Source organism: Caballeronia sp. M23-90 (genome assembly GCF_053574605.1).
The window spans coordinates 1-11,120 of the sequence record NZ_JBSIPA010000200.1 but is presented as its reverse complement, the minus strand read 5'-3'; the positions used below and the strand labels follow the sequence as shown (position 1 = coordinate 11,120).

9 protein-coding genes and 5 pseudogenes are annotated in these 11,120 nt (G+C 59.0%); 10 read left to right on the top strand and 4 right to left on the bottom strand.

Annotation, left to right across the window (positions count from 1 at the left end):
- Positions 1–70: 70 nt before the first annotated feature.
- The 4 genes and pseudogenes from ACRXB1_RS19500 to ACRXB1_RS19485 form a co-directional block, all read left to right on the top strand.
- Positions 71–415 (top strand): annotated as a pseudogene (locus ACRXB1_RS19500) (ABC transporter permease subunit); the annotation flags it as partial.
- A 14-nt stretch (positions 416–429) separates the two neighbouring features.
- Entirely contained in the window at positions 430–1,599 is a 1,170-nt protein-coding gene (locus ACRXB1_RS19495) for an ABC transporter permease subunit (RefSeq protein ID WP_449492926.1), read from the top strand.
- 18 nt (positions 1,600–1,617) lie between these two features.
- Positions 1,618–2,397, top strand: coding sequence for an ABC transporter ATP-binding protein (locus ACRXB1_RS19490; RefSeq protein WP_449492925.1), 780 nt, complete (start codon positions 1,618–1,620; stop codon positions 2,395–2,397).
- Between the two features lie 17 nt (positions 2,398–2,414).
- A complete protein-coding gene (locus ACRXB1_RS19485) occupies positions 2,415–3,119 on the top strand; it encodes an ABC transporter ATP-binding protein (protein WP_449492924.1) in 705 nt (234 codons plus the stop codon).
- Positions 3,120–3,201: 82 nt separating this feature from the next.
- Here ACRXB1_RS19485 and ACRXB1_RS19480 read toward each other — a convergent pair.
- The 3 pseudogenes from ACRXB1_RS19480 to ACRXB1_RS19470 form a co-directional block, all read right to left on the bottom strand.
- Positions 3,202–3,625, bottom strand: a pseudogene (locus ACRXB1_RS19480) (GNAT family acetyltransferase).
- Positions 3,622–4,243, bottom strand: a pseudogene (locus tag ACRXB1_RS19475) (aminotransferase class III-fold pyridoxal phosphate-dependent enzyme); the annotation flags it as partial. The pseudogenes ACRXB1_RS19475 and ACRXB1_RS19480, both read right to left, overlap by 4 nt.
- A pseudogene (locus ACRXB1_RS19470) lies at positions 4,243–5,107 on the bottom strand (CDP-6-deoxy-delta-3,4-glucoseen reductase); the annotation flags it as partial. The pseudogenes ACRXB1_RS19475 and ACRXB1_RS19470, both read right to left, overlap by 1 nt.
- 91 nt (positions 5,108–5,198) lie before the next feature.
- On the opposite strand from ACRXB1_RS19470, the gene ACRXB1_RS19465 reads away from it, so the two are divergent.
- Positions 5,199–5,369, top strand: a complete 171-nt coding sequence (locus ACRXB1_RS19465; protein ID WP_449492923.1) for a tannase/feruloyl esterase family alpha/beta hydrolase — start codon at positions 5,199–5,201, stop codon at positions 5,367–5,369.
- Positions 5,370–5,374: 5 nt separating this feature from the next.
- Positions 5,375–5,971, top strand: a complete 597-nt coding sequence (locus ACRXB1_RS19460) for a tannase/feruloyl esterase family alpha/beta hydrolase (protein ID WP_449492927.1) — start codon at positions 5,375–5,377, stop codon at positions 5,969–5,971.
- Between the two features lie 546 nt (positions 5,972–6,517).
- On the opposite strand, the gene ACRXB1_RS19455 is transcribed toward ACRXB1_RS19460, so the two are convergent.
- Positions 6,518–6,892, bottom strand: a complete 375-nt coding sequence (locus tag ACRXB1_RS19455; RefSeq protein ID WP_449492922.1) for a hypothetical protein — start codon at positions 6,890–6,892, stop codon at positions 6,518–6,520.
- Positions 6,893–6,971: 79 nt separating this feature from the next.
- On the opposite strand from ACRXB1_RS19455, the gene ACRXB1_RS19450 reads away from it, so the two are divergent.
- The 4 genes and pseudogenes from ACRXB1_RS19450 to ACRXB1_RS19435 form a co-directional block, all read left to right on the top strand.
- Positions 6,972–7,205, top strand: a complete 234-nt coding sequence (locus ACRXB1_RS19450; RefSeq protein WP_449492921.1) for a hypothetical protein — start codon at positions 6,972–6,974, stop codon at positions 7,203–7,205.
- Between the two features lie 257 nt (positions 7,206–7,462).
- Positions 7,463–8,593, top strand: coding sequence for a porin (locus ACRXB1_RS19445; protein ID WP_449492920.1), 1,131 nt, complete (start codon positions 7,463–7,465; stop codon positions 8,591–8,593).
- Between the two features lie 135 nt (positions 8,594–8,728).
- A complete protein-coding gene (locus tag ACRXB1_RS19440) occupies positions 8,729–9,874 on the top strand; it encodes a branched-chain amino acid ABC transporter substrate-binding protein (protein WP_449492919.1) in 1,146 nt (381 codons plus the stop codon).
- An 809-nt stretch (positions 9,875–10,683) separates the two neighbouring features.
- A pseudogene (locus ACRXB1_RS19435) lies at positions 10,684–11,085 on the top strand (thiamine pyrophosphate-binding protein); the annotation flags it as partial.
- Between the last annotated feature and the right edge of the window lie 35 nt (positions 11,086–11,120).

Here is an 11,120-nt window from a genome sequence, read left to right as displayed (position 1 = left end):
CTCGGCAGCAGGTAATCCATGAACGTGCCAGACAGCAACTGCCCGTCATCGGAAAACGAAAACTTTTCCCTTCGTCATCTCCGCCACATTCATGATCGGCTCCGCGCTCGCGGCGCTGGCCGGCGTGATGATCGCCTCCGAATACGGCAACGCGCACTTCTACATGGGCTTCATTCCGGGCCTGAAGGCGTTCACGGCCGCGGTGCTGGGCGGTATCGGCAACCTCGCGGGCGCGATGGTCGGCGGCGTGCTGCTGGGTCTCATCGAACAGTTGGGCGCGGGCTACATCGGCAATCTGACCGGCGGCGTCTTCGGCAGTAACTATCAGGACGTGTTCGCGTTCATCGTGCTGATTATCGTGCTGGTGTTCCGTCCGTCGGGTCTGCTCGGCGAACGCGTCGCTGACCGCGCTTAAGGGAGAAGAACAACATGACTTTGATTCAACCGATTGAGCCGTCCACGACGCTCATCCCCGAGAAGAACGCGACCAAGACGCTGATCGTCGGCATCGTCGTCGCAATCCTTGTGATCGCTGCACCGATCGTCATCGGCGCGGCCGGCGGCAACTACTGGGTTCGCGTGCTCGACTTCGCGATGCTCTACGTGATGCTTGCGCTCGGCCTCAACGTGGTGGTCGGCTTCGCCGGCCTGCTCGACCTGGGCTATATCGCGTTCTATGCGGTTGGCGCGTATGTCGCGGCGCTCCTCTCGTCGCCGCAACTGACGTCGCAGTTCGAGTGGATCGCGCATCTCGCGCCGAATGGACTTCATCTGCCGTTCCTCATCATCGCGCCGATCGGCATGGCGGTCGCGGCGACTTTCGGCGTGCTGCTCGGCGCACCGACGCTGCGTTTGCGTGGCGACTATCTCGCGATCGTGACCCTCGGCTTCGGGGAAATCATCCGGATCTTCATGAACAACCTTGATCGTCCGGTGAATATCACCAACGGTCCGAAGGGCATCACGGGCATCGATCCGGTGACGGTGGCGGGCTTCAACCTGTCGCAGTCGCAAGAGTTCTTCGGCTTCAGGTTCCCATCGGTGTACATGTACTACTACCTGTTCGTGCTCGGCGCGCTGCTGGTGATCTGGGTCTGCACGCGTTTGCAGCACTCGCGCATCGGCCGCGCGTGGGCCGCGATCCGCGAGGACGAAATCGCCGCAAAGGCGATGGGCATCAACACCCGCAACGTGAAGCTGCTCGCTTTCGCGATGGGCGCATCGTTCGGCGGCCTCTCGGGCACGATGTTCGCGGGCTTTCAGGGCTTCGTGTCGCCGGAGTCGTTCACGCTGTGGGAATCGATCGTCGTACTGGCGTGCGTGGTGCTGGGCGGCATGGGACACATCCCGGGTGTGATCCTCGGCGCGTTTCTGCTCGCCATTCTGCCCGAAGTGCTGCGCTCGACCATGACGCCGCTGCAGAACGCCATCTTCGGTCATCAGATCGTCGATACGGAAGTCATCCGCCAGTTGCTCTACGGTCTCGCGATGGTCGTCATCATGCTGCGTCGTCCTGAGGGTTTATGGCCAGCCGCGAAACATGAGGACAAGATCGCGAAGATTGCGAAGCGCGGCAACAAGAAGCCGGTTCGTGCTTAAGGGCGGGGAATATCACACATGAGCGATACGAAACAAATCCGCCTGTCGGTGAAGGGCGTGAACAAGCGCTTCGGCGGTTTGCAGGCGTTGTCGGATGTCGGCCTGCAAATCCGTGAGGGCGAAATCTATGGCCTGATCGGTCCGAACGGCGCGGGAAAGACGACGTTCTTCAACGTCATCACCGGGCTGTACACGCCGGATTTGGGCGAGTTCAAGCTCGATGGCGAGAACTACACGCCGACGGCGGTGTATCAGGTGGCTAAGGCGGGCATCGCACGCACGTTCCAGAACATCCGTCTGTTCGGCGGCATGACCGCGCTCGAGAATGTGATGGTGGGCCGGCACGTGCGCACCAAACACGGTCTGCTCGGCGCCGTCTTCCAGACGCCGAGCGAGCGTCGCGAGGAGCGCGAGATCAAAGAGCGCGCGCTCGAACTGCTCGAATACGTCGGCGTGCTGCAATACGCCGATTACACGTCGCGCAATCTGTCGTATGGCCACCAGCGTCGTCTGGAGATCGCGCGGGCGCTGGCGACCGATCCGAAACTGCTTGCGCTCGATGAACCCGCGGCTGGCATGAATGCGACCGAGAAGGTCGAGCTCACGCGTCTGCTCGACAAGATTCGTTTGGATGGCAAGACGATTCTCTTGATCGAACACGACGTGAAGCTCGTGATGGGATTGTGCAACCGCATGACGGTGCTCGATTACGGCAAGGTGATTGCCGAGGGTCTGCCGCAGGACGTGCAGAAGGACCCGAAGGTGATCGAGGCATATCTGGGTGCGGGGGTGCACTAATGGCGACGCCAAGCGCGATGTTGAAGATCAAAGGTCTGCAAGTAAACTACGGCGGTATCCAGGCGGTGAAGGGTGTCGATCTGGAAGTCGAGCAGGGCGAACTCGTGACGCTGATCGGTGCGAACGGCGCCGGCAAGACTACGACCATGAAGGCCATCACCGGTCTCAAGCCGTTTTCGGCGGGGGACATCGAGTACAGGGGTCAGTCGATCAAAGGCGTGCCGACGCACGAGCTGCTCAAGCGTGGCCTGGCGATGGTGCCGGAAGGTCGTGGCATCTTCGCCCGCATGTCGATCCTCGAGAACATGCAGATGGGTGCCTATCTGCGCAATGACGCGGATGGCATTCAAAAGGATACCGAGCGGATGTTCGGATTCTTTCCCCGCTTGAAGGAACGGGCATCGCAGTATGCGGGAACGCTGTCGGGTGGCGAGCAGCAGATGCTGGCCATGGCGCGGGCGCTCCTTTCCCGTCCGAAATTGCTTCTGCTCGATGAGCCTTCGATGGGGCTTTCTCCCATCATGGTCGAGAAAATCTTCGAGGTCGTCAGGGAGATTTCCAAGGAAGGCCTGACGGTCTTGCTCGTCGAGCAGAATGCACGTCTTGCCTTGCAGGCCGCTAATCGCGGGTACGTGATGGATTCTGGAACTGTCACCATGTCCGGCGACGCTAAGACCATGCTCGATGATCCTAAGGTGCGGGCTGCGTATCTCGGAGAGTGAGGTTGGTTTCGAGGGGCGTCTTCTTGTGGGAGGCGCCTCTCTTGTGCTGCTGAATCACCATAACAAGAAGGCCACCAAAACCCTATAACCTCTTCCCCAAACTGACAACCTCATCGACCCGATATCCCAGCTTCTCATAGAACCCCCCGAAGCTCGGCTTTACTGGAAAGAATCTGCAAATTTACCTTAGGACAGCCGAGCAAAGAAAGCGCCGCTTCCGCATGAAGCATCAAGGCACGCCCGAAGCCGCGCCCCCGAAGCGCGGACGACACCGCAAGCGAATACACCCATCCTCGATGCCCGTCATAGCCGCACATCACCGTGCCGACGACGACATCGTCGAGAACCGCGACAAAGAAGAGTTCCGGCTGCGTCGTCATCTTGTTGGCAATGGACAAGGCAGGATCGCGCTGCGGCCGCGATGCGTCCGCGTACTCGGGAAACACATCGCGCCACAGAGCGATCACGGCGCCGCGATCGCCTGCATCGAACGTTCGAATAATCACAGCGAATCGAGCACCGAATGCAGCATCGACAACATCTGATCGATCTCGTCACGCGTGACGTTGAGCGCCGGCATGAAGCGCAAAAGGTTGGGACGCGCGGCGTTCAGCAGCAGGCCATCCGGTTGCATCAGCCGCGCTTTTTCGACGATCTGCGGTCCCTTTTCGCTGTCGAGAAGCAACGCGCGCAACAGGCCCTCGCCGCGTTCGCCCTCGAAGCCGCGCTCGTCGGAAAGCTTGAGCAATTGCTCCTTCAGATAGTCGCCTTGTTCGCGCACGCCTTCGAGAAAGCCCGGCGCGACAAGCTGCGAAATCACCGAAAACCCCCCTGCGGTCATCAGCGGATTGCCGTTGTAGGTGCCGCCCTGATCGCCGGCTTCGAAGCAGGCGACATCCGCTTTCGAAAGTAGCGCCGCGAGCGGCACGCCGCCGCCGATGCCCTTGCCGAGCGTCATGATGTCCGGCTCGATACCCCACAATTCGTACGCGAAGAGCGTTCCTGTACGGCCGCAGCCCGCTCTGCACTTCATCGACGATCAAGAGCAGGTTGTGCTGCTTGGTCAGGGCGCGCAGTTGCTTCATGAACTCGCGCGTCGCCGGGATCACGCCGCCTTCGCCCTGGCGCGATGAACGAAGCCCTTGCGGCCGGTCCAGGCATCATCCTCGTCCGGCTCGGACAGCACGGGCACGAACTTGAAGTTGGGAATCTCGCGCGCCCATTGCTCGGCCAGTTCCATCATGTACAGGTCCTTCTTGCGGCGGCCGCCCCAGTAGAGCGTCATCGGACGATTGAGGTTCTTGAACACGGCATGCTCGATGATCGCCTTGATCGGCGCGAAGCCTGTGCCCGAGGCGAGCAAAACGATGTGCTTGTCGGATTCGTCGCGCAGGAGGAACGTGCCGAGCGGCCCTTCGAAGCGCAGGATGTCGCGCTCCTTCATCGCGCCAAATACGTGGTCGGTGAATGTGCCGCCGGGCATGTGGCGGATATGCAGTTCGAGCGGGCCTTCGTGATGCGGCGGGCTCGCCATCGAATAGCTGCGGCGCTTGCCGTCTTTCAGATTGAATTCGATGTACTGTCCGGCAAGATACTGAAGGCGTTCGTTGGCGGGCAACCGCAGCTTGAGTTCGACGACGTCATCCGCCTTCTTCGCCAGCGCATTCACGCGGCAGGGCAGCTTCTTGACCTGCACATCGCCGATGCCCGCTACCTCGCGCACATCGATGGTGAGATCCGTCTGCGCGGTCGCGCAGCAGAAGAGCGCAATTCCGCGCGTTTTTTTCATCGTTCGACAGGGCCAACGACGAATGTGGCGCCTGCTCGACTTCGCCCTGCACGACACTGACCTTGCAGGAGCCGCATGCGCCGTTCTTGCAGCCATACGGCAGCCCGATGCTATGGCGCAGCGCCGCGCTCAGAACCGGCTCGTCCGGTTCAACCTGAAACTGCCGGCCGCTTTGCCGGAGCGTTACGTCAAAAGCCATAGATCGATTTCGACAACACTTCTGTCCTGGCAGCTGTTCGCCCGCGCGCTGCGTGGCAACGGTGAAGTGGGATTTTTAACCCCGGGGAAAATTGACGACGCTGCAAAACGGCGAACTGGCCGCATGCGATAGCCTGGATGGCGCTGCGGACGGCATAATAAGCAATCTCGGTGCATGTACTTTCGTGCCCTCTAGTCTTCGATGTCCAGGCGGAGCCGATACGGGCGACAACTGTCTGTCGGACGCTCGATCGCGACTGTGAATACCATGCAATCCAGAGTCAATCTTCCGTATGTACTCAACAACGGAATCAATAGCAGTCCCGGCTTCAACCTTTTTACTAACTATCCGATTGGCGGGCTCGGGGCTTCCCCGGCGTTTCCCGTTCCACCCAATGACCTGGCTCTCGGCTCTATGGCAGCCGGTGCCGATGCACTAGTCAGAGATTTGATTTTGGGTGATCCGAATGCCAACTCGCTGAACTTTGATCCACTTGCTCCGGGCCAGTATCTCAGCCGAATTCAGGAACTGTCGAATATGCTGGATGCAACGACCACCGATATCCAGCCGTTCATGGCGAAGGGAAAATGGATCCTCGTTCATGGATTGTCCGACGAACTCATCTCCAATCAAGGCTCCGTCAACTACTACAATTCCCTAGTCCAAAAATTCGGTCAGCAAAAGGTCGACGGGTTCCTCCGCTTTTACACTATTCCCGGCTTTGCCCATGGGGCGGAAGATTTCAATGCGAGCGGGGGATTGCCCGTACTTGAGGCTTTGGAAGGCTGGGTTAAGTCGAACAATGCCCCAGGAAACCTGGTCGTGACCGACACTAATACGCCGAGTCGCACCCGGCCAATGTGAGTATATCCGATGTATCCGAAATACAAGGGTACAGGCGATATCAACTCCGCCGCCAGCTTCGATTGCACGAATTGATGAGGTTATTTCAGGGCCAGGCGTGACAAAAGGTTTGCGTCTGGAGCCTCGAGGTTGACATGCTGTTGCCGGGGGCGTGGGGGAGACGGCGTGTGAGTCGTGCGGCTGGCGGGATGTATCGCCTGCCGCTGCAGCGGCGAAGTCCTTAAGGAGAGCGCGGGAGCGGTGCTACGGGTCGTGAATATCTGCCCGCTCGTCCTACCGTGAACCTATCAAGCCAAGTGTGTTGTCGACGATCGTGCCACGCTGAAGGAGTGCCAGCCTCGTCTGCGATCCTGGCTGATCGGACGCATGTTCGATTTGCGGTGTACCCGCGCGCGCATTGTCGGGGAGGGTCGCTGTATCCCTTCCACCGTCGCTTCAACTGGTCTGATCGAGCGGCGCCGGGTTATTGGCAGCGACGGTGTACGCAGGTGTGAGATTTACGCGCATGGTGTGATTTTTTCTCGATTGTCGGCCACGTGTGATTGCCTAAGACTTCACTACCAGTGAAAGCCGCTCCGTTTCGCCGACCAAACTCAACAAAGGCTCGGTTGCCAGCGGATTTATGGGGCAGTCAAACAGCGAATTTACATCGCGATGACTTGGAGACAGGTTCCGATAGGTCGTAGTTAAAAGTCGCAGTGCTAGCCGGACAGCGGAGGCGAAAATATGAGGATCGCAATGGAGCGTCAGGCTCTGCTCCCAGTCGCGGTTTCTGTCGGCGGTGAATGGCGGAAAACAGGTAATGGCCGTCGACTCGACGCCACGAACCTGGCAAACAACACCCTGTTCGCCACGGTGCCGGACGGCACGTTTGTCGACGCACTCGATGCCGTAAATGCGGCCTACGCTGCCTCCCGTCATGAAGAACCGCCGCCGCCCAACAACGCTCAATGCTTATCAAGCAGTGGGTCGATGATAGTTGCCAAGCGAGATGAGCCCGATGGCCGGACGCTATGTGCCGTTCACCGGGCACGGCTCGCTCACGCGCTTGCTCAACAAGATTCGCAGCGACGGGCGCACGATTTCCCTGCTTGAACGGGATGTTGAACTGGTGATGAAGATTGTGCGACCGCATGACGGTGTTCGAGTACGACAAGGTGACCGTCGAGGGGATGATGCGGGAAGAGGAAAATTATCCAAGGTTGATAGACGGTTTTTTTGCGGCACGAAATGACGTTCCGTATTGATTGTGTCAACGAATTCTACGAACGTTAAATATTGGTATTCCTATTCATATTGATCATATCGTATCCATGTCATTTGTCGCGACAATACCGCAAAAGGTTCGTAGCGGAGTCTAGCGAAATTTCTACATAGGTATTTTGGGACAATGTGATTTTTAAGAGACGATTTGTTGTAAGTATTCCTGTTTATTTAATCTTAGATATCGTCCGCTCCGCAACAACGAAACCAATCACCAGGAAAAATGGAATGAAAAAATTCGCACTGTCTAGCCTCTCGCTGGCACTGCTGGGAGCAGCAGGTGCAGCACATTCTCAAAACAGCGTCGCCCTGTACGGCGTGCTCGATGAGTCGCTTCAGTATGTGCACAACGCTAACGCGAGCAACCAGAACTTCCTGGGTTTGATCGCAGGCAACTTGCAGGGAAACCGCTGGGGGCTGAAGGGCGCAGAAGATCTTGGCGGTGGCCTGAAGGCGATCTTCCAGTTGGAAAATGGTTTCAACCCAAACAACGGCAAGCTGGGTCAGGGTGGCCTCGAGTTCGGCCGTCAGGCATATGTCGGGCTGCAAAGCGATCAATTTGGCACGGTCACAATCGGCCGCCAGTACGACCCGGTCGTCGACTTGGTTCAGCCGATCACGGCCGACAACTACTTTGGTCCGACGTTCACGACACCGAGCGACGTTGATAACAACGACAATAGCTCGCGTACGAACAGCGCAATCAAGTACGCGTCGAACACGTACTCGGGTTTCCAGTTCGAAGCGATGTACGCTTTTGGCGGCATCGCAGGCTCGACGGGTTCGGGGCAAACCTGGTCCGGCGCAGCAACGTACGCAAGCGGTCCATTCAGCGTTGCGGCGGGCTACATCCGTATGGACAACGGCAATACGCCGGCCGCTCGCGCTGCCGGCTGGGGTGGCACGTCGGATGGTACGTTCAACTCGATTAACTTGCCGTACCAAACGGCTAAGTCGATCGGCATCGCTTCGATCGGCGCGCAATACGTTGTTGGCCCGATCGCGGCTGGTCTGCGTTACAGCAACGCACAGTACAAGCCGGATGCGCTCTCGTCATTCAAGGCGACCGAGCGTTACAACGTCGGTGCGGGCTTTGTGAACTACCGGCTGACGCCGGCCGCATTGCTGGGTCTGGGCTATACGTTCATGCACGGTTCGGGCAACGGTTCGTCGGCATCGTACAACCAGATATCCCTTGGCGGTGACTACAACCTGTCGAAGCGCACAGACGTCTACCTGGTCGGTGCCTACCAGAGGGTATCGGGCACGGGCGCAACGGCGACTGTGGGGGACTACGACTATCCGTCAAATTCGACTTCGCAAGAGCTCGTCAGCCTCGGTATCCGTCACAAGTTCTAATCGACCGGGCTAACACGCTGGTCAAGTGCATAAGCGATGCAAGGAGCGTGATCGTCCAAAGAGCCCCGGAGAAATGAGAAGGAATCGATGTACCGGGCGATTACATTGCTTTTGGGACTGAAACTGGAGACTTATATGCGTGTCAAGATTCAAAAACCGTTGGCGATCAGCGTCGCGGCCATGTTGTTGACGTCGTTGGCAACGAGTGCGGTCGCAGACGATGTCGTAAAGATCGGCCATGTCGCACCGCTTACCGGCGGCATTGCTCATCTCGGTAAAGACAACGAAAACGGAGCCCGTCTGGCGGTTGAGGAAATCAATGCCAAGGGGCTGATCATCGGTGGCCGGAAAATCACGCTGCAACTCGATGCACAAGACGATGCGGGCGACCCGCGTACCGGAACGCAAGTTGCGCAGAAGCTGGTCGACGATAAGGTCGTCGCCGTGGTGGGTCACTTGAACTCGGGCACCTCGATCCCGGCTTCGAAGATCTACAGCGATGCGGGCATCGTGCAGGTTTCGCCGTCGGCAACGAACCCGGCTTATACGCAACAAGGTTTCAAGACGACGTACCGCGTCGTCGCGACCGATGCGCAACAAGGCCCGGCACTGGCTACCTACGCCGTCAAGGGCTTGAAATTGAAGAGCGTCGCGATCGTCGACGACTCGACCGCTTACGGCCAGGGTCTCGCCAACGAATTCGAAAAGACCGCCAGGTCGCTGGGTCTGAACGTGATGTCGCATGACGCGACGAACGACAAGGCTGTCGACTTCCGCGCGATTCTGACGAAGATCAAGGGCGAAAACCCGGACGCGATTATGTACGGCGGTATGGACGCAACCGGCGGCCCGTTCGCGAAGCAGGCCAGGCAGCTCGGCCTGCGTGCGAAGGTGCTGGCTGGCGACGGCGTATGTACCGACAAGCTGGCTGACCTGGCGGGTGACGCAACCGACAACATCGTCTGCTCGGAAGCCGGTATGGCGCTCGAGAAGATGGCTGGCGGCCCGGCGTTCCTCGCCAAGTATCAGAAGCGTTTCGGTCAGCCGATCCAGATCTACGCGCCGTTCACGTATGACGCTGTGTACATCGTCGTCGACGCGATTAAGCGTGCTAACTCGACCGATCCGGCGAAGATCCTGGCGGCTATGCCGGCGACCGACTACCAAGGCGTCATTGGTGAAACTACGTTCGACTCAAAGGGCGACCTGAAGCACGGCGTGATCTCGCTGTACGGCTACAAGGCAGGCAAGAAGACGCTGCTGGACGTGGTCAAGATGTAAGCATTATGGCGAATGGCGGTGGGCGTTTCGTCTTCCGCCTGTCGGATATCTTAAGGCACGCGGTTCTTAAGAACTGCGTGTTTTTTTGGGGGGTGCGCCCAGCATGGCGCAATCGTCGAGGCGTGAGTTCTCCGTTGCGTTGAGCCGCCACTCCCGTGAACTTAACTCCCGCCGGCGTGAGTTAATGTGATTTGCCGTCCAGCTGAAACCCGATGATCATCTCGATGTAGCCCACATGCAAGGTGTGTTTCGAAACGCATCTGCTGTCGGCCACGTAGCCATGGAACCATTCGAGACAGCGACGCGTCGCGCCCTGAGGAGAGTCATGAAACCCATGGGACGCCGCATCGGTGGCGCCCTAACACTAGCCGCCCTGTTGAACAGTGCGACACGGTTCTTTGGCATCTGCCCTTTTCTGACGTTCTCTGCAGTCATCGTGCCCGAGTTGACTGCGCTGCGCTTTCTGACGGGCCACGGTGCGGGTTCCGCGGTGCCCTGCGCGATCGCGCTCCGCGTAGTGTCTGCGTGCTACGTTCAGGTTGTTCGTCTGCTGCGTTGTTTGCAGCTGGCTTTGTCGCGGTGGACTTTTTCGCCAGCGACGCGCCGAAAGGCATCACCGCGCTTGCGGCTGAGATTCGTTCGACCGGCCGCGGATCGGTGGTGAGTATTGTGCGCCCCGGCGGTATCGCGGGGCCGGCGCTCGCGCGATACGGGGAGGTTGAGTTGCGGTCGAGGCCGTTTAGCGGCTGCAATGGGCAATGCACATCAATACAGGCCAATTTATGGAAAATGAGCACATGAAGTCTGAAATGAACGGCGCGGAGAGTCTGGTGCGCACGCTGCTCGCGAGCGGCGTCGACACCTGTTTTGCAAACCCCGGCACCTCGGAGATGCATTTTCTCGCCGCGCTCGACAAGGTCGGCACGCTGCGCTGCGTGCGCGGTCTGGCGGAGGGCGTGCTGACGGGCGCCGCCGACGGCTACTTCCGGATGAGCAGGCAGCCTGCCTGTACGCTGCTGCATCTCGCGCCGGGCCTCGCGAACGGTATCGCCAATCTGCATAACGCGAAGAAGGCGGGGTCGGGCATCGTCAACATCGTCGGCGAGCATGCTACCTACCATCTAGAACACGACGCGCCGCTGACCGCAGACATTGCCGGTCTTGCACGGCCGATGTCGCATTGGGTACGGACGTCGGCGTCGTCGTGTTCTAGATGGTAGGTAGCATGCTCGCCGTCGATGTTGAC

Coding starts and splice junctions, on each gene's coding strand:
- ACRXB1_RS19485 (WP_449492924.1), top strand. CDS start 2,415: ATGTTGAAGATCAAAGGTCTGCAAGTAAACTACGGCGGTATCCAGGCG.
- ACRXB1_RS19495 (WP_449492926.1), top strand. CDS start 430: ATGACTTTGATTCAACCGATTGAGCCGTCCACGACGCTCATCCCCGAG.
- ACRXB1_RS19445 (WP_449492920.1), top strand. CDS start 7,463: ATGAAAAAATTCGCACTGTCTAGCCTCTCGCTGGCACTGCTGGGAGCA.
- ACRXB1_RS19460 (WP_449492927.1), top strand. CDS start 5,375: ATGCAATCCAGAGTCAATCTTCCGTATGTACTCAACAACGGAATCAAT.
- ACRXB1_RS19450 (WP_449492921.1), top strand. CDS start 6,972: ATGGCCGGACGCTATGTGCCGTTCACCGGGCACGGCTCGCTCACGCGC.
- ACRXB1_RS19490 (WP_449492925.1), top strand. CDS start 1,618: ATGAGCGATACGAAACAAATCCGCCTGTCGGTGAAGGGCGTGAACAAG.
- ACRXB1_RS19440 (WP_449492919.1), top strand. CDS start 8,729: ATGCGTGTCAAGATTCAAAAACCGTTGGCGATCAGCGTCGCGGCCATG.
- ACRXB1_RS19455 (WP_449492922.1), bottom strand. CDS start 6,892: ATGACGGGAGGCAGCGTAGGCCGCATTTACGGCATCGAGTGCGTCGAC.